The organism is Pseudoalteromonas sp. NH0006-26 (assembly GCF_057552415.1).
Genome location: NZ_BAAJMJ010000003.1, coordinates 319860 through 343595, shown reverse-complemented (window position 1 = coordinate 343595; position 23736 = coordinate 319860). Strand labels below are relative to the sequence as shown.

The window sequence follows — 23736 nt, the reverse complement described above, 5'->3', positions numbered from 1 at the left end:
CTCCTTAAGCTAGTGCAATCATTGCATCACCGGTTGATACTGAATCACCTTCAGAAACAAGCAACTCAGCAATTGTACCGGTATGCATGGCACGTACTTCGGTTTCCATTTTCATGGCTTCCATAATAATCACCACATCACCTTCATTGACTACCTGACCTGGCTTTACTTTAATCTTAAAAATATTACCAGCCAGTGGCGCATTCAATGTTTCACCCGAGGCAACCGATGCCGACTGTGGAATATGCTCAGAGTCTTTTAACGTAACCTCTTTAAGCTCACCACCTTGAGCAACCACGACATCGTATACTTTACCGTCTACTTTAACGCTGTACTGCTCTGCCTTAACGCCTTTATTGTTTGCCGCTGATTTTTCAGGTGCTTTATTGGCGCTATCATCAGCGCTAGGAACAGGCTCAAATGCATCAGGGTTATTACGGTTTTTAATAAACTTCAACCCAATCTGTGGGAATAACGCATAGGTAAGCACATCATCAATTTGCTCATCAGCTAAAGTTAGCCCTTGCTCCTGAGCAAGCTTGCTTAATTCAGCTTCGAGCGTTTCAAGTTCAGGTTTAATAATATCGGCTGGACGACAGGTGATGGCCTCACTGCCATCAAGTACACGCTCTTGTAGCTCTTTATTCATTGGTGCAGGTGTTGAACCATACTCACCTTTTAATACGCCAGCAGTTTCTTTGGTGATAGTTTTATAACGCTCACCAGTGAGCACATTTAATACCGCTTGAGTGCCAACAATTTGTGAAGTAGGTGTTACCAGTGGAATAAAACCTAAATCTTCACGTACTCGAGGAATTTCAAGTAGTACTTCATTTAGTTTATCAGCAGCGCCTTGTTCTTTAAGCTGATTTTCCATGTTGGTTAGCATGCCACCTGGCACTTGGGCTAATAAAATGCGGCCATCAACACCTTTTAAACTGCCTTCAAACGCAGCGTACTTTTTACGTACGTCTCTAAAGTAAGCGGCAATTTCTTCTAGATGGTTTAAATCAAGCCCAGTATCACGCTCTGTTCCCTCCACGATTGCAGCAATTGTTTCGGTTGCTGAATGACCATAGGTCATACTCATAGATGATACAGCGGTGTCGAGCATATCGATGCCAGCATCAATGGCTTTTTGATAAGTAGCTGTACTCAACCCTGTTGTTGCATGACATTGCATAGCAATAGGTATTGAAACCGTTTCTTTTAACGCTTTAATGAGTTCTTCTGCATCATATGGCTTAAGCAGACCCGCCATATCTTTAATACAAATTGAATGACAACCTAATTCTTCTAGCTGCTTTGCAAGCGTTAACCACATATCTAATGTATGTACTGGGCTTACTGTGTACGAAATAGTACCTTGCGCATGCGCCCCTACTTTAACCGCCGCTTTAATAGCGGTTTCTAAGTTACGCACATCATTCATGGCATCAAAAATACGAAATACATCTACGCCATTTTTGTGCGCACGCTCGACAAACTTCTCAACCACATCATCTGCATAATGGCGATACCCTAATAGGTTTTGCCCGCGAAGTAGCATTTGCTGTGGCGTATTTGGCATCGCTTTTTTGAGCGCACGGATACGCTCCCACGGATCTTCACCTAAATAACGAATACATGAGTCAAAGGTAGCCCCACCCCAAGATTCAATAGACCAATAACCTGCGTCATCAATTTTTTTTGCAATAGGTAACATGTCGTCTAATCGCATGCGGGTAGCTAAAAGCGACTGATGTGCGTCACGAAGTACAAGTTCTGTTATTTTTAATTTAGCCATTGGTATGCTCCTCTAATTATTATTTGCTTTGTACTGAGCAATGGCAGCACTAATTGCAGCGATGTGCTCATTTGGCACACCTTGCGATTTAAAAGATGGTGTTCTATGTGATGTTGCGAGTTCTGGCTGAGAAAACTTGCTAGCCAGCTTAGACATGAGTGTCACTGCACCAATCAATAAAGAAAGAAATACAAACACGCCCACCATACCTGCTAGCATTAAATTGCCCGCAGTTGTGAGTAAAGCCCCTATATCCATAATTCTCCCCCTGTTCAAACCGAACCACATAAAAAGTCAGTTTATTTAAATAATTATTCACCAATAGTAACAAAAACTATTCTTTTGTCTACATGTTGTAAATTGGTAAAACCAATTAATCTAAAAGTAACATATCACCAATAAGGTTAACACCACCTAAAATAGCTTATTTGACCTATATATATAGATGATAAAAATGTTCGTTATAAACAAAGAATATATAAAACCCCTAATACTTTGTAAAAACACATAAAAAGCAAACCCATCATGCCAACCCATTTAAAACCCTTAAAACAAATGTTAATTGGTCTTACCAAAAAAAGAACTGCACTAACTACTTATTATCTCACCGTATACAACTGTGAATAAGTTACCGATAAAATCGTAAAAATTACCAACTCAATATAAAGCCAATCACGTAAAAAAAAACAAACCATTGATTTAAAACAAAATAAAATACTGGCACATTACTCGCTCATGTCAAACTAACACTTAGATAAATCAAGGAGATGACAATGTTACGCTGGACAATTACATTTTTGGTGATCGCACTAATAGCAGCCGTTTTAGGATTTGGCAGTATTGCAGGAGCCGCAGCTGGAATTGCTAAGATCATATTTTTTATCTTTTTAGTTTTACTGGTTATTTCACTAGTCTCTGGCGCCTTACGTGGTAAAAGCCCCAGGTAGATAAAACACAACACACTCATTTAAATTTATATACAAGGAATTACATTATGAAATCATCAACACTTAAAGCAGCTGCTATTGGTCTATTCGCAAGTGCATTTATTATGGGTTGTGAAGACAATCATGCAGAAGAAGCGGGTGAACGCATTGACGAAGCAGTAACAGATGTGCAAAACAAAGTAGAAGACACCTGTGAAGAAGTAAAAGAAGGCGTTAATGCCGAAGAAACAAATTGCTAATGTTATTTATTTAGCTAAAAAACGACCTACGGGTCGTTTTTTTATGCCTAAAATATAAATAGTTTTTAGTCATTTCCCCTTTTAAGCTGCGCATTAGGCTAAAATAGTAAAAAATAGCTTTTAAGTGTAAACACATGGTATTTACAACAACTTATAAACTCGATAAACCTTACTTTTATGAATGCTTCGACCAGTCGTTGCCTTATAGCAAGCGTGCACAACCTAAATACTTTTTATTAGCGCTGCTTGTGGCATTGGGGCTATTTGGCATTTATGGTTTAGGCGATCATTACCTTGGTACATTTTTGCTTATGTTAGCTTTACTTGAGTGTATTGCCTTTTACTATCGCCGCCCTTGGTGGGTAACAAGGCAAATGCTTAGCAGAGCATCAGGCTCTGAAGTTACCCTTACCTTTGACGAGGATGGGATAAAATCGACCAATCATTACAAGAATTACCAGTTAGCTTGGCACGACATTAATGAAGTAATTACTACAGATTGCGGGCTATTGCTAAAAAGTAAAAGCGGTATGCAATACATCTCTAAGGCAATACTCAACGATGAAACGATAGATTTTATAAACAAAAAAGCCACTCAGTGAGTGGCTTTTATAAATATCGTAGTTATTAACTAGCACATTTTATACTATGTTGATTAAGCATTGCCCGGATTAGGGTTAGACTTTTCAGCTTGTATGCGCATGTAAATTTCTTCACGATGAACTGATACGTCTTTAGGTGCGTTAACACCGATACGAACTTGATTTCCTTTAACACCTAGAACAGTAACGGTTACTTCGTCACCAATCATAAGGGTCTCGCCTACTCTACGAGTTAGTATTAGCATTCTCTTGCTCCCATGTTCCAATAAAATTATAAGATTCCGCACACACATTTTAATTAAAATTAGACTAAAAAGTAAGTAAAAACTCGCAATCTATTCATTTTCTGTTAAAAATGTCTTATGTAATGCACGAACAGCCAGCTCAAGGTATTTTTCATCTATTAAAACTGAAATTTTTATCTCTGAGGTTGAAACAAACATCACATCAATGTTCTCTTGTGCTAACGAATCAAAAAATAAACTCGCTACCCCAGAATGAGATTTCATCCCCATACCTACAGCTGACACTTTCGCCACATTAGTTAATCCGTCAATTGCCTGTGCGTCAAATTGCTGTTGCTCAGCCGTTAACAAATCAAGTGCGTTTAAGTAATCATTTAAATGCACAGTAAAAGCATAGTCGACTTTTTCAACTTTATGATTAATTTGATTAATCATATCTATTTCGATGCCATTATCAGAAAAAAGTTTCAAAACTTTTGCAAGATGTTTGGTGCCTTGTGGCATTCCATGAACCTTAATTAAGCACTCATCTCGATTAAATGCAATACCCGATACGACATTGCTTGTCACGTCGCTCTCCTCAAAACTAATTAACGTGCCTTCGTCGGGTTTAAAGCTAGATAAAACCCGTAAAGGAACATTGTGTTTACCAGCAGATTCTACAGAGCGAATATGCAACACTTTAGCGCCTAAACTTGCCAGCTCAAGCATTTCGTCAAAGGTAACATGACTTAAACGTCGTGCATTAGGTTCAATACGAGGATCTGTTGTATATACGCCATCAACATCAGTATAGATCTGACATTCATCCGCTTTTATTGCACCCGCTATTTCAACCGCAGAGGTATCGGTGCCACCACGCCCAAGCGTGGTCACGTTGCCCTCAATATCGCGCCCCTGAAAGCCGGCAATAATAGCAATACGGTTATGTTCAAGTTCATGTTTTAAACGCGTTGCTGCGACTTCTTCTACACGGGCTTTACCGAACATGTTATCGGTTAATATATTTACTTGATCGGCTAGTAAGCTTACCGCTGAATGGCCGCGTTTAATAATCGCCATCGCTAATAAAGCAATAGAGACCTGTTCACCGGTACTCAGTAATACATCAAGTTCACGACTACTCGGGCGAGAGTCGATTTGTTTGGCAAGATTAATTAAGCGATTGGTTTCTCCCGACATTGCCGAGAGTACCACCACCACTTGGTGGCCTTGTTGCTTAGTTTTAACAACAAGGTCGGCGACCGCTTCAATACGCTCTATTGAGCCTACCGAAGTGCCGCCAAATTTTTGAACTATAAGTGCCACTTAAGCTTAAGTACGCTCAGTTAACCAAGCTGTGACGCTATCAAGTGCTGCAGTTAAGTTTTGTGGCTCAGAACCACCCGCTTGCGCCATATCTGGACGACCGCCACCTTTACCACCCACTTGGCCTGCCATGTGGTTAACTAACTCACCCGCTTTTACTTTACCGGTTAAGTCTTTAGTTACACCCGCAATTAAGCTGACTTTGTCACCGCTGGCAACACCTAAGGCAATAACGCCTGAGCCAATCTTGTTTTTAAGATCATCAACCATGCCACGAAGCGCTTTTGATTCAGTCCCTTCAACGTTGGCAACTAACAACTTAACCCCGTTAATTTCAACTACTGAATCAAGTAACGATGCACCTGCCGCACTGGCTAGTTTATCGTTAAGCTGGGCAACTTGCTTTTCAAGTCCTTTCGACTTTTCAAGCAAGGCTGTTACTTTTTCAAGTACTGACGCACTGTCACCTTTTACCAGCGCTGCCACATCAGCTAATTGCTGCTCTTGCTCGCTGACATAAGCGATTGCCTCTGCACCCGTTACCGCTTCAATACGACGAACACCGGCTGCAATACCGCTTTCAGATACAATTTTGAATAAACCAATGTCACCTGCGCGCTCTACGTGTGTACCACCACAAAGCTCGATTGAATAATCACCAATAGTCACAACGCGTACTTCGTCATCGTATTTTTCACCAAACAACGCCATAGCACCTTTTGCTTTAGCATCATCAATTGCCATTAGTTCAGTGTTAAGTGCAAAGTTACGACGAATTTCGTCATTTACTACACGTTCAATGTCGCGCAGTTCTTGTTTGGTCACGGCTTCAAAATGCGAGAAGTCAAAACGCAAGCGATCTGGCTGCACAAGTGAGCCTTTTTGCGATACGTGCTCACCTAAAAGCTGACGCAGTGCTTCGTGTAATATATGCGTTGCGGTGTGATTTTTCTTAATGCTTTCACGACGCGCATCGTCAATAGTCGCATCCACTTTATCGTTAACACCAATACGACCTTGTACAGTTCCATGGTGCGCAAAAGCATTACCCAATTTAGTGGTATTGGTTACATTAAACTCACCACCGGCAACGGTAATTGTACCGCTATCACCAATTTGACCGCCTGACTCAGCGTAAAACGGAGTACGGTCTAAAACTAAAATACCTTGTTGACCATCTTCAAGTAATGATACCGCTTCGCCAGCGGCAAAAATTTCTACCACAGTGCCACGGTAATGAGTGCTATCGTAGCCTTTAAAATCAGTGTGTTTGTCTGATTTTAATTGCTCATTATAATCTGCACCAAATTTGCCCGCTTGCTGTGCTGTTTTACGTTGTACTGCCATGCATGCTTCAAAACCTTGATGGTCTATCGTCATCTGGCGTTCACGCGCTACATCAGCCGTTAAATCAGCAGGGAAACCATAGGTATCGTAAAGCTTAAATACTAAGTCACCTGGGATCACATCCCCTGTTAAATCACTTAAGCTTTCTTCTAAAATAGCTAAACCACGTTCGAGCGTTTTACCAAACTGCTCTTCTTCGATACGCAGTACTTTTTCAATAATTTCTTGTTGCTTAGCAAGCTCTGGATAGGCCTGACCCATTTGCTCAATAAGCGCTGCTACTAACTTGTAGAAGAACGCGCCTTTAGCACCCAATTTATTACCATGGCGTACTGCACGACGAATAATACGACGTAACACATAACCACGGCCTTCGTTTGATGGCATAACCCCGTCTGAAATTAAAAACGCACACGAACGAATATGATCCGCCACCACACGAAGCGACTTATCATCCATGTCTTGTGCATTAGTAACGCTTGCAGCTGCGGCAATTAAGCCTTGGAATAAATCGATTTCGTAGTTTGAATGTACACCTTGTAAAATAGCTGAAATTCGCTCAAGGCCCATACCTGTATCAACAGATTGCTTAGGAAGTGGCAACATAGTCCCGTCGCTTTGACGGTTGTATTGCATAAATACTAAGTTCCAAATTTCAATGAAACGATCGCCATCTTCTTCAGGTGTGCCCGGAGGGCCGCCCCAAATGTGCTCACCGTGATCATAAAATATTTCAGAACATGGACCACAAGGACCGGTATCACCCATAGACCAAAAGTTATCGCTAGTTGCAATGCGAATAATACGATCTTCAGCTAACCCAATATCGTTAGCCCAGTAGCCAAAGGCTTCTTCGTCATCATGGTAAATGGTCACTAACAGCTTTTCTTTTGGTAGTTTTACAACTTCAGTAAGAAACTCCCACGCAAATTTAATTGCATCTTGCTTAAAGTAATCACCAAAGCTGAAGTTACCTAGCATTTCAAAAAAGGTATGGTGACGTGCTGTGTAACCAACGTTTTCTAAATCGTTGTGTTTACCGCCAGCGCGTACGCAACGCTGAGAGCTAGTTGCGCGCGTGTAAGGGCGGCTTTCAGCGCCTAAAAATACATCTTTAAATTGCACCATACCGGCATTATTAAATAACAACGTGGCATCGTTACCCGGTATAAGCGAACTAGAAGGAACAACTTGGTGTTGTTTGCTGGCAAAAAAGTCTAAAAACTGTTGCCTAATTTGTGCGGTAGTCATGTGCTGCATGTGAAAGTCTCACCTGTATTTACTGTGCTTGCATTGCAAAATTTATTTGATCGTAGCTAAAACCTCTATACATTAAGTAGCGCACGCGCTTAGCTTTTTCTTTGTACTCGAGGTCTGCCGGTGTCGTTGAATACTTTTTGTTGTACGCTTCCTGCGCGAGCTCAAACCAATCTATTTCAAGCTCCTCAACCACTGTTTCAAGCAGTGCTCTATCAATCCCTTTACCCATGGCCTCGCTTTGAATTCGCTTTAAGCCGTGGCATTTAAATATGTGCTTTCTTACAAACCCTTCACAGTAACGCTGCTCGTTAATAAAATTGTGCTTTTCACACCAATCAAGCAGGTTTTCTATGAACTCGTCGGTTGCTTCTCTTTGCTGTAGCTTTTGGGTTAACTCACGGCGCGAATACTCTTGCCTTCCAAGTAACCAAAGCACATAGTTTTTTAACTTTTGTTTTAACGTATCATCCATTAAGCGTCAAAGCGTCCGCTTTGCTCGCTACTTAAAGGCTTAATGTTACTGTCATCACTTGGTGGCACAACGGGCATAAAAATAGCCTGATAAGAAACAAAGAAACTAATGTAGCAAATTGGCATTAAAATCAACAGTGGTAGTAGTGATAAGAACATCGACACCACCATTAATAATGCGCAAATAATACCATAAACACTCAATGGTAAAATATTATAATAAAACACCATAAACGAACTTTTTAAGGCATTTAAAATACGTTGCTCTTTATTAAAGTAAACCAGCGGTACTGCATAGGCAAACGAAGTAAAGTAAATTGAGAGCGCAATTAAAAACAATGCCACGTTAGCAAACGAGATGCTCTCAAGCATTTGGCTAACAGCGGTGTTTGGGTCTAAGTCTGGCTGTGTCATAACCGCCATTGCATCAGCAAATAATCCATTGGCGAGCAAGGCAATTAAAATTCCCGCCCCCATTTGATACAGCGCTAAGCGAAATAAGCCTAAGCGATTTCCTTTGGCTGAAAAGGGCTTCAAAATATCAGCTAACATAATTTTTCCGCCTTGCTGCTTGGTAAGCACGGCTTGATAAAAACCGGCGGTTAAAAATGGTGTAGCTAATGCTGCAGCTATTTGTAATACCGGCAAAAATAACGACAACAAGCCAACAATGCCAATAAACAAATGCATAAAAATAAAGGTTAATGGCTGAGTTTTAAAAATTAACCAACCTGCTTTAAGCCACTTTAATGCTGCATCCGCTTTAAAAATTCGTAATTGTGTAGACATACTTGCTCTTAATTAAAACAAAACACGCCGAGTATAACTCGGCGTTGGCTGGTATTACATAGGTGGTGGCGATAAATGCCGTTAATATTAGGGTCTGTTGACCTTTGCCGATTAAAATTTGTTCAAACTAGGGGCGATTTAATCGCGGCGTGAGGTTTGTAACCTAGTGGGCTAAGTAAAAACCGAGCAAAGCTTCCGCGTCCTGCTCACGCCCCTTACCTACATCCATGTAGGCAACAAAGAGTAAATCGCCCCTAGGCAGAACCCGAAGGGCAGCGCCTGTTTGGCATTGATGCTGCGTTATCGCCTATTTATGGGGAATAACCACACCACATAGGCTCTGCCTTGCCTAAATACCAAACAGACTGCTGCAAATTTAACCTTGAAAGGTCAACAGACCCTAAGGTTTTTTAATTTTCTTAATATCTAGCATGTGAGAGCCATGCTTAATCTTTGTCTCTAAATACGCCTTGTTACCTGAAAGCCCAGCTTTAATGTGTGCATGAGTGCCCACAACAGAGTCCACCTCTATGCCAGCATCTTTTAATGCGTTAAGCTTTTTAGGATTGTTAGTCATTAATTTTACATGCTTTAAATTGAGCGCATTGAGCATTAACACAGCATCCGAAAAATCACGTAAATCATCAGCAAAGCCCAAATGATTGTTGGCCTCGTAAGTATTCATACCTTGTGATTGCAGTACATACGCATCAATTTTATTATATAAACCAATACCACGCCCTTCTTGGCGTAAATAAAGTAAAATACCGCCCTGCTCATGCATCATTTCAATACACTCGTTTAACTGCTCACCACAATCACAGCGTGACGAATGAAATACATCACCGGTTAAACATTCAGAATGCATACGAATAAGTGGGACACCTTGCTCGGTATCGGCGTTATTAAATACTAAAGCAACATGCTCTTGGCCATCTTTTAAGCCACTAAAGGAGATAATTTCTGCTGGAATATCACTATTTTTGCCAACATTAAGCTGGACTCTTGCTCTTACTTGCGCCACGACCAATCCAAATATTAAAAAACTACGACACGATAAAGTGATAATATCACAAAAGTTCAAAATTGGATCGTAGTACATCTTATGTAATGACAAATATATGGCGACGACTGCGGCTATTTTCAATATTCAAACATAAATATATTGGCAATGGATATTTACCTTGGTTTACCTAAAATGATGACATACACATAAGGATTTGCTAATTTACCACCGACAAATAATAGGGATCATTATGAAACTAAATAAACTTGCATTACTGATGGGCTTAGGTTTATCTGTATTAAGCACCACGCCATTTGCCGAACAAGCAAATAACGCTCAAGCCGTTTTCAACGACGCGTATCAAAATTACTTAAATGCGGTTAAAACTGCAGACAATGTACAACAAGCCGCGGAGCAGGCTTACACATTAGGTAAAGCTGTTTACGGTGAAAATGCTGATAACACCGCAAACTTAGCGATTAACTATGCAAAATCAATTAATCGATACGGTAAACAGTGGATTGAAAAGCGTTTTTCACTTTACCAACAAGCCTACACTATTTCAGTTAACAACCATGGTAAACAATCATTAGAAACCGTTGATGCTTTAGTTGGCATGGCTAATTTTGCGCCCTCAGCTCAAAAAGCGGACTATTATTTAGAGCAAGTCATTGCAATAGCAAACACAGAAAATAAACCTAAATTTTTGGCCGATATGAAATTAGAAGCGGCAACCATATTAGCCAATAAATTCAGCTACGAAAAATACCGTGAAGCTAAAAACTACTTAGAAGAAGCCGATGAGTATTATCAAGCTAACTTACCTAAAAACTCGGTTGAACAAATAAAAGCTGACTTTTTAATGGCGTCATTTGCGGAAGGTCGAAAAAGATACGACCAAGCAATTGAACGGCTTAATCGCGTAGTAAAGGTATTTGATGAAAGCTTAAGTTACGATCACAACGCCGAGCTAACCGCACACTCAAGACTGATTGGCTTGTATGAAAAACAAGGCAAAAGTGATGAAGCCACGAAGCACTGTATCGCGATAGCTAAAATGGTGCCGTGGAAAGAAAGCCAAGAGCAAACGCCGCTATACCGCGTTAACCCTAAATACCCTAAAAACAAGGCGCGATTTAGTAAGAATGGCAGCGTAGTTATGGAGTTTGAAGTAAATGAGTCTGGCTTTGTAAAAAACCCACGCGTACTTAGTTCAGAAGGCGGCCTTGCTTTTGAAAAATCGGCAGTAGAAGCATTAGCGCAATGGCGTTATGCACCTAAGTTTGAACATGGAAAAGCGGTTGCAGCAACCTCCAAAGTACAGCTCGATTTTAAAGTAAACCGTTAATAACATACCAAAGGCGCTTCAAGCGCCTTTTTAGTTTATTCTACTTTAACTTAGCTAAAATGTTATCGCTGGCGGCCTCTATTAAATCAAGTACCTTTTCAAAGCCATCATCACCGCCATAATAAGGGTCCGGAATTGCGCTTTGTGCTTGCTCGCCATACTCTAAAAATAACGCAAGCTTGTATTGTAAATACTCGGGGCAACGTGCAGTTAAATCTGCGAGGTTTTGTGTATCGGCTGCTAAAATTAAATCAAACTCGCTAAAATCACTACTGCGCACCTTGCGCGAAAAAATACCTTTAAAACTATAACCACGTTTTTCGCCAGCTTGCATAGAGCGTCTATCTGGCGGGTTACCTTCGTGGTGCCCAATAGTCCCAGCCGAGTCCACTAGCAGATCAATGCCTAACTTTTTAGCACGCGCTTTTAATACAGCCTCTGCGGTAGGTGAGCGACAAATATTACCTAAACAAACAATCAGTACTTTTTTCACTTATGGCTCCCTAAGCTTTGCTAAAAATCGGTGATAAACGTTATTTTAATGAGGCTAATATTTTTTGTTCGCCCTCCAGCATGCTCTGCATAGCGGTGCCCTGTTTTACCCGACTATGCAAAGCAGCAAGCTTTGGCCAGCGCGACTCATCAAGTTGCTCACCGCCATGCTCCATATTCATTAACTGGCAGCTCACTGCAATGTCGGCAAGGGTTAAGCTCTCGCCAACAAAAAACTCGTTACTACCTAAATAACCTTCTAAATAATCAAATAAAGGCGGTAGTTTTTCATTTAATGCACTTTGTACCAATGCTTCATCGGTTTGCTTTTGCATTGTGGGGGCAATAATACGTTGCTGAAATACCGTAAATGTTGCCAGTGGAGCCAGCTCGTAATCTGCGTATTTTTCTAACCAGCGAACGGCTGCACGTTGCTCTGCAGTATTGCCAAGTAAAGCCGCTGGATTGGGGTGTTTTTCATCAAGGTATTGGCAAATAACGCTAGAATCCGCCAAGCTTAACTCGCCGTCTTTTAGCGCCGGAATACGCCCTAGTGGGTTCAGTTCTAAAAACCAGTCAGGTTGATTAAACGGCGAGATTATTTCGAGTTTATAGTCGAGTTTTTTATGCGCTAAACACACACGTACTTTACGTACATAAGGAGAAAGCGGGACACCGTAGAGAATTATGCTCATTGTAATTCCTATAAATTAAAACTGCTTTAAAATTGCGTCATCGTAGTCATCGGCATTTAAGGTTAAGTTGAACTTGGCCGCAACGCTATCAAGATCGGCTTGTTTAATCGCCAAATCATCCATGGTGATGGTGTTATCGTCAAGCTGCCATAACAAGCGTGAGCCTGCATAACTATAGTGAATGGCTAATAGTGCATCTGGGTTACCTTCACGCCCAGCAGCTTTTAGCTTAGCCATTTTACGAGTGATTTTATTAAGCGCTTGTTTAAGCTCCCACACATACACCACCTCGGTCATAAAAGGATGTGTTCGATATTTATTTAACAACCAACCTATGCCAATACTCGTAACAATAACGCCTAATAAATTCCAATGGAAATGACTGCCACTTTCATCGGGGAATAATACAATCAAGGTTTGTGAAATAGCTAAACTACCAATCGCTAAGCTTGCGGCACAACCGACTATAACGCGGTTTAAATGTTTACGATAACGTGCTTTATTTATTTGAATAAGTTGCATAGTTGCCTAAAAGTAAAAAACTAAAAAATACACAGCCCCATTGTAGCTAAACCCATCACAGAGTTTCGACTCTTTTTAATAAAATACCCGTAGTTTTTGATTTAGCACCTGTTTTATACTGCTTACAACATAAAACCAACCAACGATTTTATTTGCACCCACTTATTAGGCATAGGATAGTAGGCAACAAATACGACTCAGCATAGGAACATCATGATAAAAACACTGATTGCCTCAAGCTTAATGTTTTCTTCTTTTAGTGCGTTAGCTAATTTAAACACACCGCTAACTCCAGAAGAATTGCGAATTGAAAAAGCCAGCCAAGCAATGCCGAGCGTGCTAAACGCTTTTGCCAGCGAAGTTAATCAATTTGAGCAGCAATTCAAATCACTTTCAAGCTATGCACAAGCCGTAGATGCCGTTAATAACTACTCAAAACGATTGTGGTTTAGTGCAAAAAAACGCATCGCTAAAACGCAAAACTTAGATGATCGTGCACTTTACTGGGCTCGCTTACAATCAAGTAAAATAATTCGCACCATTGAGCCTGCATTTTCGCTGAGCGCCGAGCAGCAAACAGTGTTATTAACGTTGCTAGAAAACGGAAGCCGAGGCCGCACTGATCTGAGCTACTCAAAAAACACCACTAAAAAGATACTACTAACCGGGTTTGATCCATTTTTACTTGATAGAAATATAAACCAAAGTAACCCATCGGGCGTGGCTGCACTGCTTCTTGATGGTCAAGTAATAAACTATAAAGGGATTAGTGCTGAAATAAACACCGTGATGGTGCCAGTGCGTTATGAAGACTTTGATCAAGGCATTATAGAATCCTTACTTGCCCCTTATTACGCACTTAATAATGTAGATATGGTAGTTACCGTTAGTATGGGTAGTAAAGACTTTGACCTTGAACGCTTTCCAGGCAAGCGCCGCAGTGTAACAGCGCCCGACAACGCCAATATAGTGTATGGCGGTACCAAAACAGCACCGCTCATTCCAAGCTTAAACGACCGCCCATTACCCGGTACTGAATTTGTAGAATTTAGCTTACCTGTTAGCGCTATGCTAAAGGCAAAAGGCCCTTTTCCTATTAATGATAACCACTATGTTATTACCCTAAAAAAAGACTTTGAGCCTAACAGTTTTGACGAATTAAAAGATGCTGTTGCAGTGCGAGGCGGTGGCGGTGGATATCTGTCTAACGAAATTTCGTACCGCAGTATTCGGCTGCGTAATCAACTAAATTCAGATATTCCGACTGGACATATTCATACCCCGCGAATTGCCCAGTTTGAACCCGAAACCGAAGCTAAAATAGTTAAGCAAATTCAAGCTATGTTAGAGCAAAGTTTAGTCGCACTCTAACATCGTTTGCTTTTTCAACTTCAACGTTAGAACGACTATTAATTAATAAACGTAGGAGCACTTAAATGCTTCTACGTTTTTTTGCTTTAAACCGCTAAAAAAGCATGCTGAAATTACATTAAAATTAAAAGCGCTCTGTATCAATCTCGGCTATTTTATAATAAAAACTCATTACTTTAATTATTAACTAGATCTTCACAAATTGTGTTCTATGCTCATTTGAGGTACAAACCTTATTACAGGGACATAGTAATGCTCACAATTAATCACTTTTTTAATTCTTTAAATTTAACAAAAAAACTTATTTCCGCCTTTTTAATTGTTGCTCTAGTGCCAATAGCAATAATTATCACGGTCACTATCAATACAGCGTCAAACTCGATGACAGAACAGGTTTATTCCCGTTTAGACGCGGTGAGTGAAGTAAAACAAAGCGCTGTTGAACGCTACTTTAACAATATTGAAAATAAGCTAAATGCGCTGCAAGCAAACCCAGAAATGGCTACTATTGCGACAAAGTTTATAGAAGGATTTAATGATATATCCCCTTCAGCTTCATCAGCGTCTCTAAATCGCTTTTATAAAGAGTCTTTTACCCCAAAATTTAAACAGCTAAACCCAACAGACACTGTCTCTTCATCCCTATTAGAGCAAATGAATCCAAAAAGTATTGAGCTGCAATCTCGTTATCTAGCTAATAACCCAAATCCAATTGGTGAAAAACAAAAACTAACCGCTACTGGGCAATCAGATAGTTACGAGCAAGCGCACCGTAAATACCATCGTTATTTACGCGATATGACCAATATAAATGAGTTCTACGATATTTTCATTATCGACCCAACAAATGGCAATATTGTTTACTCCGTTTATAAAGAAGTCGACTTTGCCACATCGCTACAAACAGGGCCCTATGCTAAAAGTAATTTAGCGAGTTTATTTCAACAATTAAAAAACAGCAACGATCCTCAAGAAATTGCATTTGCAGATTATAAACAGTACTCCCCTTCATATAATGCCCCTGCTAGCTTTATAGGTAAGCCTATTGTTGTTGATGGTAAAACGGTTGCTATTTTAGCCGCCCAATTATCGATTGAAGATGTCAATTCAATCATGAAAGAACGTGGCGGGTTGGGCGAAAGCGGAGAAACCTACCTTGTAGGTCCTGAGGGGTTAATGCGCTCTGACTCTTATATCGACCCGAAAAATCACTCTGTAGAAAGCTCATTTAGAAACCCAAATAAAGGCACAGTGAATACCTTATCTGTAATCAAAGCACTAAAAAATGAAAAAGGGCAGCATGTGATAAGTGATTATAACAATGAGATGGTGCTCTCTGCATTTGCACCTGTAAATGTCTTTAATGTTCGCTGGGCATTAATAGCAGAAATGGACGAACAAGAAGCTTTTGAGTCGATAACCACACTTTCTCAACAACTCATTGTTATACTTTTCATCACTATTTTCATTGTTACTATTGCCGCATATTGGTTTGCGCGAACACTAACAAAGCCTATACATGCACTGGCTGATACAATGAAAAAAGTGGAACAACAAGGAGACTTTTCATTACGAGCAACTGTCTATTCAAGCGATGAAATAGGCGTTAGTACTCAAGCATTTAACACTCTTCTTGATGCTCTGCAGTTATCTATTAGTGAAACAAACCGTGTTATGAATCAAATGGCTGAGGGAAAATTCGATCAACGTATTGAAGCGCCATGTCGAGGGGAATTAGACACGTTAAAACAAGCAACCAACGATTGCGCAAGTTCACTAAATGGTGCGATAAACGAGTTAAATAACATTGCGATTGCTATGGCTGATGGTCAATTTGATATTCAAATTAATGCCTCAATGTCAGGCGAGTTAGGCACCTTAAAAAGTAATATTAACCAATCGCTTTCTTCAATAAATAACACAATGAATAGTATCGTCGATATTATGGCTAACGTAGAGCAAGGTAATTTTAAAGAACAAATCACCTATCCAGCGAAAGGAAAACTTGCGCAACTAAAAGACAGCGTGAATAACTCAGTTAGTAGTTTAAGTATTGCTATAGATGGTATTAGTGACGTTATGAGTGCATTACGACAAGGCCAGTTTTCAGCACAATTAGATGCCCCCTTAGCTGGCCAGCTTGATATATTAAAACAAGATATTAATTCCAGTATGGCTAACCTAAATAATGTAATGAATGAAATAGGTGAAGTCATGACCTTTGTTAGTAAAGGTGACTTTAAAAAAATGATAAAAGGTGAAGCCAGCGGTCAACTTGAGCAGTTAAAAAGTAACATCAATACATCAATCACTGCTATTGATAATGCTTTAACTGAGATTTCATCAGTTATGCTAGCAATTAGTCAGGGGCGTTTTGATCATACTATTTCATCGACTATGACAGGCCAACTAAATAGCTTAAAAACAGATATAAACCATTCGGTAACTAACCTCGAGCGCGTCATAAACGACCTCAATCAAGTAATGGCCGCGATGGCAAACGGCGATTTTTCTCATCAATTAAAACAGCCATTACAAGGCCAGTTGGAAGATTTAAAAAATAATGTAAATGAGTCTACCTCATTAGTTTCATTGGCTATAAATGAAGTCAGTAGCGTTTTATCAAACTTAGCTAAAGGTGACCTTACCAAAAATATAGAGGGACAATATCAAGGCGTATTCGATACCCTTAAAAGCGACACCAACGCGACTATCGAGAAATTAACCAATGTCATTCAAGAGATTCAAGTATCGGCTAGTCAGGTTATGCAAAATGCAGGTGAAATAGCTTCAAGTAATACTGAAATAAGTAAGCGCACAGAGGAGCAAGCTGCCAATCTTGAAGAGGCAAGCTCAAGTACTGAGCAAATGCTAGATGAGTTAACTAAAGTATCTGAACAATCAAAAAGTGCAGTGGCATTGGCAAGCAATGCAGAGCAAATTGCTGAAGAAGGAAATCGCTTATCAATACAAACCGTTAGCGCGATTGATGAAGTGAATGAAGCCAGTAAAGACATTAACGAAATACTTACGGTTATTGACAATCTCGCTTTTCAAACAAACTTGCTATCACTTAATGCCGCCGTGGAAGCTGCTAGAGCTGGCGATCATGGAAGAGGCTTTGCCGTAGTCGCTAATGAAGTAGGTGATTTAGCTGGGCGCAGTGCTAAATCGGCAAAGCAAATAAAAAGCATTATTGTAAATAGTAATCAAAAAATAGCGCTTGGGACTGAGTTAGCAGACACCTCAGGGAAAAAATTAAAACACATAATGCAAGCTGTTAGCGATGTTAATAAAAATATAATACATATAGCGCATTCTACCTCCGCACAAGAGCAAGCGATTAAAGAGGTTAACCTTGTTGTACAACGTTTAACCGGTCTAACCCAGGCAAACTCGGCTATTACAGAAGAAACAATGGCGGCAGCACGTCAAATGGCAGAACAAGCTACCGAGATGAGAGTGCAACTCAATTACTTTAATCTGAAAAAAGAGCAATAATAACCCGTCGCATTACACGTTATTTTGCTCACACGGTGCCTTTATTTTAACTTTAGTAATTCGATGAGCCATTATTATTAAAAACTTCAAATAATAAGGGCCCATCATAAAGTTACGTCACTTTACCCGCTAAATTAAAACGTGGCTGGGTATATAGCTGGGTTTTAACCACCTCAGCTAAAATAGTTACTGCTTGGTAAATATCTTCAAACGAGGTGTAAAGAGGTGTAAAACCAAAGCGTAAAATATTAGGCGCACGAAAATCTGCAATCACCCCTTTTTCAATTAACGCTTGGCATATAGCAAATGCGTCGGTATGTGAAAACGCTAATTGGCTGCCTCTTTGGCTCGAATTCTCAGTAGAACATAAATGCAAATCACGTAAGCATGAATGTGTTTGTACTAATTTAATAAATACGTCGGCAAGTGCAATCGACTTTTCTCTTATTTTTGAAATATCTACATCTTGCCATACATCAAGCGCAGCATCTAAAGCACTCATAGCAATCACACTGGGTGTGCCACATAAATACTGATTTATATTGTTAGCACGTTGATATTTTGCATCAAAAGCAAATGGTTTGGCATGACCCATCCAGCCTGATAAGGGTTGTTTTACAGCAGCTTGGTGGCGTTTTGCTACATATAAAAACGCAGGCGAACCAGGGCCGCCATTTAAGTATTTATAGCCACAACCAACAGCAAAATCAGCATTACAGTCATCAAGTTCAACCGGTATAGCACCTGCACTATGGGCTAAATCCCATATCACCAAAATGCCTTTTTCATGAGCTAGCTGGGTGATTTTGTGCATATCCAACAATTTACCGGTCCTAAAGTTCACTTGTGTTAACAGTAATACTGCCACTGAATCATTTAGGCTTTGTTCAATATTTTGCTCTGAGACGAGTTTTAGCTGACATAAATCGGGGCCTAATAATTCACTTAACCCTTGTACCATGTATAAGTCAGTAGGAAAGTTATCCTCGGTAGATAACACCACGTTACGCTCAGAGTTTAACGATAGCGCACTACTTAATAGTTTAAATAAATTAACCGAAATAGAATCACAACAAATAACTTGGCCTTTGTCGGCACCAATAATAGGCGCTATTTTCTCTCCTACCTGAGTAGGTAAATCAATCCATTGGTGATCATTCCAACTTCTAATTAGGTGACTACCCCATTGCTGGCTTACCACCTCTGCTACGCGCGACTTTACTGCTTTAGGCAAAGCACCTAATGAATTACCATCGAGATAAATAGTGTCTGCGGGTAAATCAAATTCGTCACGCTTGTGAGCCAGCGTATCCGCTTTATCAAGCGCTATAATCTCATTAAAATTCATTGTTACATCTCATTCAAATTTTGTATTAGTGTATTAAATGCAGCTGATCCCGGATGGATCCAATCAAAATGCCCCACGCCTTCTAACATAACAACTGGACGTTTAAGCTGTTCTAAATTAAAAGCAGGCACGATGGCATCTTGGTCACCTTGTAAAATAATGCTTTGCGGATGAAGCGATTGCTCACTCGGGTTAGCTTGCGTGTATGCCTTAGGTTTATCAGTTGGCATGCCTTGCATAAAATCTTGAGTCACTTTTTGACAACTATTATCACCACGCGCATACGCTTTTATATCAGTAATAGGGGCTAAACCAATAACCCCTTTAAGCTGGCTTATTTCACCACCCGCAAGCAATGCTAAATGCCCACCTGCCGAATGCCCTACCGCAACTGATCCTGCTAATTTAAACTCGCCATTATTGTAAGTACTTGCCGCTAAAATACCGGCTTTAACATCATTAAACGTTGCAGGCCAGCCACCACCGCTTGCACCGCTTCTTCTATACTCTAAAGACCATACATTAAAGCCAGCTTGTGCAAGCCCTGTACTTAACGCATACGTGTGCTTAATATCGTACTCACTCAGCCAACAACCACCATGGAGTAAAATAACTAATGGCGTTTGCACCAGAGTTTGTTTTGCGCGCCAAAGTAATGCGTACTGTGACTCATCACTGCCGTAGGCTACTTTTTCATCAGCTGAGTTATACCCAAGCGAAGCCACACTTGCGTATGCAACATTATTATCTACATCAGGAAATTGAACTGGTTGCTGCGCGGTGGCGTTGACCAAAAAAGGCCATACAGAAAAAAATAAAACTACTAAGTTTTTCAAAATAAAGTACTTCCTTTTATAACCTTAAAAGCGATATAACTGAAAACGCTGGCAGTCGTTTATAAATGTTCTATACGACTTACCAGCGCTATTACGTCATTATTAATAAAATAAATCGAATGATTTATTGTTGTTTAAAAACCGTGCCTTCTTTCATAACAAAATCAACATCCAATAAAGCACTTATATCACTTAATGGGCTGGTGTCTAAGGCAATAATATCAGCAAACTTACCAGCTTCTATAGTGCCTAAGCTATGATTCATATCAATTAAATCAGCCGCGTTAACCGTTGCCGACTTTAAGATATCAGCAGGAGTCATACCCGCTTGGTACATTAATACCGCTTCTTGTGCGTTAATGCCGTGCTTAGATACGCCACTGTCGGTACCAAATGCAATGTTAACCCCCGCCTTATAAGCCTTAGTAAAATTATTTAGCATATCGCCACCAACCTTGATTGCTTTGCTTTTAATGGCTTCAGACATAAAATCAGAGTTATTGGCTAAGTTAACCACCGTATCGCCAGCAAGTAACGTAGGCACAAGGTAAGCACCTGTCTCTTTAAATAGTTTAATACCTTCATCGTCGGTGTAACTACCGTGCTCTATACTATCAACGCCCGCACGTAATGCTGCGTTAATACCTTGGGCAGCATGGGCATGACTAGCTACTTTCCGCCCTAAACCATGTGCGGTATCAACAACTGCTTTGAGCTCATCGTCTTGCATTTGCTGACCTGTACCGGTAGTCGTATCCGAAAGCACCCCACCAGTAGATGCGACTTTAATTAAATCAGCTCCATACTTGATTGCGTAGCGAGTTTTTTTGCGACACTCTATTGCACCATCACACACTGTGGGCGGTGTTTTCATCGTGAGTAAGTCTGGGCTCATACCATCAACATCTAAGTGCCCGCCGGTAATAGTAACGCCAGCACCAGCAATAATTCGAGGGCCACTTATCCATCCTTTGGCCACCCCATTTCTTAGTGCATACATTTGCTCACTTTGACTGCCTACATCACGCACTGTAGTAAAACCCGCCAGAAGGGTTTTGTTAGCAAAATGCACACTGCGCATTGCTACATCTGCATCAGACATTTCCACCAGCTCTTTTTTGTTATCTGGCCCAAGCTCACCTTGTAAATGCACATGCATATCCATGAGTCCTGGCATAACAAAGCTGGTCGACAAATCGATTAGCTGAGCATTTTCACCAAAACGGTTGATAGGTAAAAAACCCGCTGATACCGAAACTATTTTGCCATTTTCTATTACTACAGTTTGTTTTTGTTGTGGTTTTTCTCCGGGAATAGCTAGCAACTCTCCTGCATGAATCACTTTAGTATCCGCATGTGCATTAGTAGCAACGATGTTGACTGCGAAAAAAAACGAGGTAACCACACTCAATCGAAATATGCTCATTAAACTCTCCAATGAATCGTCATTCGTTAATAACAACGAAACAACGTTAAAATATTGTTATATCACTAATACCTTATCAGGAAAGTTATAAAAACAAACCACTATCATACTTTTATTACAAAAAACGGCTGAAAGTCAGACTATTAAAACAAAAAAGCAGCACACCTAATTGGTCGTGCTGCTTTTAAACATCGCAATTAAAAATAAACCTTACATCGTTTCCTGGGCCTAAAGTTAAACTTTAAAGAAGGCAATTTCTTTTTTAAGCGAACCAGACAAATCAGTAAGTACTTTAGTTGCCGTGTCATTTTTATTCATCGATTCAATGGTTTCTTCAGACATTACCGCAACCTGCTCCATTGCAGCACTAAATTCAGTTACCACTTGAACTTGTTCAGATGCCGCGCTCGACACCTGCTTCACCAAGTTCAACGAGTCCATTGCTTGTTCCTCAATGTGTTTGAGTAAATCTGTTGCCTGCATAATTTTCGCTTTGCCGTTTTCAACCTGTGGCTGCGTTGTTTCCATAGCACTTACAGATGCTGCCGTTTGAGTTTGCACATCGTTAATCATAATCTCAATTTGTGAGGTGGCTTCACCGGTGCGCTGTGCTAACTGGCGTACTTCGTCTGCAACAACGGCAAAACCGCGTCCCGACTCACCTGCTCTTGCAGCTTCTATTGCGGCATTAAGAGCCAGCAAATTAGTCTGCTCAGAAATACCACTGATCACACTCGCAATGCCGCCTATTTGTTTTGTATTTTCAGCTAATAACCTTATTTGCTCTACCGTTTCATCAACGGTGGTCGCTATGCGTTCCATTTCGGTAGCGGCGGCATTCACCACTTTACGACCTTCCATTGCATAGTTAGCGGTTTGCTCTGAATTAGTCTCTGTTTGTGCTGCAATATCGGCTACTTTATCAATGCTAGCGCTCATACTGCTTAATTGTGAGGCTGTTTGAGTAGTTAATTGAGCTTGTTGCTGCGCACCATTTAGTACCAATGTAGAACCATCAGACACTTCTTCTACTTTGTCTTGTAGTTTGTTAGACGCATAAATAATATTCTTAGCGATACTGGTCAACTTTGTACTCATGGTATCTAGCGAATCAAGAATACTGCCTGTGTGAGGTGTTTTTAAACTCTTGGTTAAATCACCGTCTGCCAATACAGCTATAACTTGCTGTGCTTCATTAGGCTCACCGCCTAGGGTCGCTCTGAGGCTTTTATCAATAAGTATACCCACAGCAACAGAGAAACTGATCGCGATAGCGCTCAGTATCAGCATAAAGTTTTCAAATGTTCCAGCAACGTCTCTTGCTTGAGGTGTCGCTATTTGGTTTTGATCTTCCTGATAATCAATAAACTGATTGATAGTGTTAAGCCAATTAATAAAAGCAGGTCGAGCTTCATCAAGCACCTTTTCATCAACCGGCTGACCAACCTTTTTCATTGCAATAATTGTCTCCACAATAGGCAACGTTTTTGCCTGAATAGCCTCAATACGGCGTAAAATATCACGCTCTTTTGCTGTAAATATCGTGTCGTTATTTAGCATTTGCCTCATCTGCGTTTCAGATTCAGCATAAAATCCTTCTAATCTTTTGATTTCCTTTTCATATTCTCTAACCCTTGCGTCATTATTTGCAATAGCTATATCTCTAATGGCAATAGCACGGTCATGCACACTGCCTCTAAAGTTAATAGCGTAGCGTTGCTTTACTGAGTTTACATCAGTGATTTTTGCTAGGGTTCTATCGATATAGTTCACACGATTAATACCTTGCGCAGTCAGAAGAACTAACAACGCTAGTACAATTCCAAAACCAATAGAGAGTCTTGCCCGAATGGACAATGACGAAAAGAAGTTCAACATAAATAGGCTCAATGAGAAGTGATAGGCAGTTATACGAATGTTACCAAAAAATAGCCTTCTTTATTATCAATAAAGCTAAAAATAATATAAAAGAACTATTTTTAATTGCAAAAAACGCAAACTATTAAAAAAAACCAAACAATTGGTTTAAAAAACAACCACAAGCAAAAACAAATATCACTGTTCAATAACAATGATGGCAACGTAAGATCAAAAACTTTTTAAGCTCAAACCCAAAATGAAATTAGTTTTTTCATGCAGTTAAACCTGATAGGTGTGCCTATACTTAATCCAGGTGTTGTAATACTTTTCATATACA

The 23736-nt window shown here is 40.1% G+C and carries 21 protein-coding genes; 6 read left to right on the top strand and 15 right to left on the bottom strand.

All coding sequences use genetic code 11. The features are described from left to right. Positions 1 to 4 precede the first annotated feature (4 nt). Together oadA and AC27JR_RS06565 are read right to left on the bottom strand one after the other, a co-directional pair. On the bottom strand, positions 5 to 1786 hold the full coding sequence (oadA, locus tag AC27JR_RS06570; RefSeq protein ID WP_008115141.1) for a sodium-extruding oxaloacetate decarboxylase subunit alpha: 1782 nt from the start codon (positions 1784 to 1786) through the stop codon (positions 5 to 7). A gap of 12 nt (positions 1787 to 1798) precedes the next feature. Next, entirely contained in the window at positions 1799 to 2044 is a 246-nt protein-coding gene (locus AC27JR_RS06565) for an OadG family protein (RefSeq protein WP_487173130.1), read from the bottom strand. Positions 2045 to 2559: 515 nt separating this feature from the next. Here AC27JR_RS06565 and AC27JR_RS06560 point away from each other — a divergent pair. From AC27JR_RS06560 to AC27JR_RS06550, 3 genes are all read left to right on the top strand, one after another. Then, complete coding sequence (locus AC27JR_RS06560; RefSeq protein WP_487173129.1) at positions 2560 to 2733, top strand: DUF1328 domain-containing protein; 174 nt, start codon at positions 2560 to 2562, stop codon at positions 2731 to 2733. Positions 2734 to 2780: 47 nt separating this feature from the next. Further along, the gene (locus AC27JR_RS06555) at positions 2781 to 2972 is read left to right on the top strand and encodes a hypothetical protein (protein WP_008115136.1); all 192 of its coding nucleotides are present in this window, start codon (positions 2781 to 2783) and stop codon (positions 2970 to 2972) included. 134 nt (positions 2973 to 3106) lie between these two features. Then, the gene (locus AC27JR_RS06550; RefSeq protein WP_131690539.1) at positions 3107 to 3574 is read left to right on the top strand and encodes a YcxB family protein; all 468 of its coding nucleotides are present in this window, start codon (positions 3107 to 3109) and stop codon (positions 3572 to 3574) included. Positions 3575 to 3627: 53 nt separating this feature from the next. Here AC27JR_RS06550 and csrA read toward each other — a convergent pair whose 3' ends face one another. The 6 genes from csrA to AC27JR_RS06520 all read right to left on the bottom strand — a co-directional run bounded on the left by csrA (position 3628) and on the right by AC27JR_RS06520 (position 10018). Next, positions 3628 to 3819, bottom strand: coding sequence for a carbon storage regulator CsrA (gene csrA, locus AC27JR_RS06545; protein WP_004587515.1), 192 nt, complete (start codon positions 3817 to 3819; stop codon positions 3628 to 3630). Positions 3820 to 3909: 90 nt separating this feature from the next. After that, positions 3910 to 5127: an aspartate kinase gene (locus tag AC27JR_RS06540; protein ID WP_076919292.1), complete on the bottom strand. Its 1218-nt coding sequence runs from the start codon at positions 5125 to 5127 to the stop codon at positions 3910 to 3912. A gap of 6 nt (positions 5128 to 5133) precedes the next feature. Beyond that, positions 5134 to 7734 (bottom strand): alanine--tRNA ligase, encoded by a 2601-nt coding sequence (alaS, locus tag AC27JR_RS06535; RefSeq protein ID WP_487173127.1) that lies wholly within the window; start codon positions 7732 to 7734, stop codon positions 5134 to 5136. Positions 7735 to 7753: 19 nt separating this feature from the next. Next, on the bottom strand, positions 7754 to 8206 hold the full coding sequence (locus tag AC27JR_RS06530) for a regulatory protein RecX (protein WP_109875317.1): 453 nt from the start codon (positions 8204 to 8206) through the stop codon (positions 7754 to 7756). After that, a complete protein-coding gene (locus AC27JR_RS06525) occupies positions 8206 to 8994 on the bottom strand; it encodes a BPSS1780 family membrane protein (protein ID WP_413401281.1) in 789 nt (262 codons plus the stop codon). The genes AC27JR_RS06530 and AC27JR_RS06525 overlap by 1 nt, the downstream gene beginning before the upstream one ends. A gap of 400 nt (positions 8995 to 9394) precedes the next feature. Next, positions 9395 to 10018, bottom strand: a complete 624-nt coding sequence (locus tag AC27JR_RS06520) for a GTP cyclohydrolase II (RefSeq protein ID WP_131690535.1) — start codon at positions 10016 to 10018, stop codon at positions 9395 to 9397. Between the two features lie 232 nt (positions 10019 to 10250). Between AC27JR_RS06520 and AC27JR_RS06515 the strand changes: the two genes are divergently transcribed. After that, positions 10251 to 11348 (top strand): energy transducer TonB, encoded by a 1098-nt coding sequence (locus AC27JR_RS06515; protein WP_487173126.1) that lies wholly within the window; start codon positions 10251 to 10253, stop codon positions 11346 to 11348. A 40-nt stretch (positions 11349 to 11388) separates the two neighbouring features. Here the strand turns inward: AC27JR_RS06515 and AC27JR_RS06510 are convergent, their stop codons facing one another. The 3 genes from AC27JR_RS06510 to AC27JR_RS06500 are packed head-to-tail and all read right to left on the bottom strand — an operon-like array spanning position 11389 to position 13057. Next, the gene (locus AC27JR_RS06510) at positions 11389 to 11841 is read right to left on the bottom strand and encodes a low molecular weight protein-tyrosine-phosphatase (RefSeq protein WP_487173125.1); all 453 of its coding nucleotides are present in this window, start codon (positions 11839 to 11841) and stop codon (positions 11389 to 11391) included. 40 nt (positions 11842 to 11881) lie between these two features. Next, positions 11882 to 12535: a glutathione S-transferase family protein gene (locus AC27JR_RS06505; protein ID WP_487173123.1), complete on the bottom strand. Its 654-nt coding sequence runs from the start codon at positions 12533 to 12535 to the stop codon at positions 11882 to 11884. Positions 12536 to 12550: 15 nt separating this feature from the next. Beyond that, entirely contained in the window at positions 12551 to 13057 is a 507-nt protein-coding gene (locus tag AC27JR_RS06500; protein ID WP_487173122.1) for a DUF3087 domain-containing protein, read from the bottom strand. Positions 13058 to 13270: 213 nt separating this feature from the next. On the opposite strand from AC27JR_RS06500, the gene AC27JR_RS06495 reads away from it, so the two are divergent. After that, positions 13271 to 14428, top strand: coding sequence for a hypothetical protein (locus AC27JR_RS06495; RefSeq protein ID WP_487173121.1), 1158 nt, complete (start codon positions 13271 to 13273; stop codon positions 14426 to 14428). A 252-nt stretch (positions 14429 to 14680) separates the two neighbouring features. Continuing rightward, positions 14681 to 17929 carry a methyl-accepting chemotaxis protein gene (locus AC27JR_RS06490; protein ID WP_487173120.1) on the top strand — a complete coding sequence of 1083 codons (3249 nt, stop codon included), beginning with the start codon at positions 14681 to 14683 and terminating at the stop codon, positions 17927 to 17929. Between the two features lie 112 nt (positions 17930 to 18041). Here the strand turns inward: AC27JR_RS06490 and kynU are convergent, their stop codons facing one another. The 4 genes from kynU to AC27JR_RS06470 all read right to left on the bottom strand — a co-directional run bounded on the left by kynU (position 18042) and on the right by AC27JR_RS06470 (position 23417). Next, positions 18042 to 19277 carry a kynureninase gene (kynU, locus tag AC27JR_RS06485; protein WP_487173119.1) on the bottom strand — a complete coding sequence of 412 codons (1236 nt, stop codon included), beginning with the start codon at positions 19275 to 19277 and terminating at the stop codon, positions 18042 to 18044. Between the two features lie 2 nt (positions 19278 to 19279). Further along, a complete protein-coding gene (locus tag AC27JR_RS06480; RefSeq protein WP_487173118.1) occupies positions 19280 to 20113 on the bottom strand; it encodes an alpha/beta hydrolase family protein in 834 nt (277 codons plus the stop codon). Between the two features lie 124 nt (positions 20114 to 20237). After that, positions 20238 to 21539 (bottom strand): metal-dependent hydrolase family protein, encoded by a 1302-nt coding sequence (locus AC27JR_RS06475; RefSeq protein ID WP_008115110.1) that lies wholly within the window; start codon positions 21537 to 21539, stop codon positions 20238 to 20240. A gap of 234 nt (positions 21540 to 21773) precedes the next feature. After that, on the bottom strand, positions 21774 to 23417 hold the full coding sequence (locus AC27JR_RS06470; protein WP_487173117.1) for a methyl-accepting chemotaxis protein: 1644 nt from the start codon (positions 23415 to 23417) through the stop codon (positions 21774 to 21776). Positions 23418 to 23736 lie beyond the last annotated feature (319 nt).

What these genes read in the sequence shown, in the direction of transcription:
- AC27JR_RS06515 (WP_487173126.1), top strand. Translation starts at nt 10,251, where the DNA reads ATGAAACTAAATAAACTTGCATTACTGATGGGCTTAGGTTTATCTGTA.
- kynU (WP_487173119.1), bottom strand. Translation starts at nt 19,277, where the DNA reads ATGAATTTTAATGAGATTATAGCGCTTGATAAAGCGGATACGCTGGCT.
- AC27JR_RS06500 (WP_487173122.1), bottom strand. Translation starts at nt 13,057, where the DNA reads ATGCAACTTATTCAAATAAATAAAGCACGTTATCGTAAACATTTAAAC.
- AC27JR_RS06470 (WP_487173117.1), bottom strand. Translation starts at nt 23,417, where the DNA reads ATGTTGAACTTCTTTTCGTCATTGTCCATTCGGGCAAGACTCTCTATT.
- csrA (WP_004587515.1), bottom strand. Translation starts at nt 3,819, where the DNA reads ATGCTAATACTAACTCGTAGAGTAGGCGAGACCCTTATGATTGGTGAC.
- AC27JR_RS06560 (WP_487173129.1), top strand. Translation starts at nt 2,560, where the DNA reads ATGTTACGCTGGACAATTACATTTTTGGTGATCGCACTAATAGCAGCC.
- AC27JR_RS06490 (WP_487173120.1), top strand. Translation starts at nt 14,681, where the DNA reads ATGCTCACAATTAATCACTTTTTTAATTCTTTAAATTTAACAAAAAAA.
- AC27JR_RS06555 (WP_008115136.1), top strand. Translation starts at nt 2,781, where the DNA reads ATGAAATCATCAACACTTAAAGCAGCTGCTATTGGTCTATTCGCAAGT.
- AC27JR_RS06475 (WP_008115110.1), bottom strand. Translation starts at nt 21,539, where the DNA reads ATGAGCATATTTCGATTGAGTGTGGTTACCTCGTTTTTTTTCGCAGTC.
- AC27JR_RS06495 (WP_487173121.1), top strand. Translation starts at nt 13,271, where the DNA reads ATGATAAAAACACTGATTGCCTCAAGCTTAATGTTTTCTTCTTTTAGT.
- AC27JR_RS06565 (WP_487173130.1), bottom strand. Translation starts at nt 2,044, where the DNA reads ATGGATATAGGGGCTTTACTCACAACTGCGGGCAATTTAATGCTAGCA.
- AC27JR_RS06550 (WP_131690539.1), top strand. Translation starts at nt 3,107, where the DNA reads ATGGTATTTACAACAACTTATAAACTCGATAAACCTTACTTTTATGAA.
- AC27JR_RS06530 (WP_109875317.1), bottom strand. Translation starts at nt 8,206, where the DNA reads ATGGATGATACGTTAAAACAAAAGTTAAAAAACTATGTGCTTTGGTTA.
- alaS (WP_487173127.1), bottom strand. Translation starts at nt 7,734, where the DNA reads ATGCAGCACATGACTACCGCACAAATTAGGCAACAGTTTTTAGACTTT.
- AC27JR_RS06525 (WP_413401281.1), bottom strand. Translation starts at nt 8,994, where the DNA reads ATGTCTACACAATTACGAATTTTTAAAGCGGATGCAGCATTAAAGTGG.
- AC27JR_RS06505 (WP_487173123.1), bottom strand. Translation starts at nt 12,535, where the DNA reads ATGAGCATAATTCTCTACGGTGTCCCGCTTTCTCCTTATGTACGTAAA.
- oadA (WP_008115141.1), bottom strand. Translation starts at nt 1,786, where the DNA reads ATGGCTAAATTAAAAATAACAGAACTTGTACTTCGTGACGCACATCAG.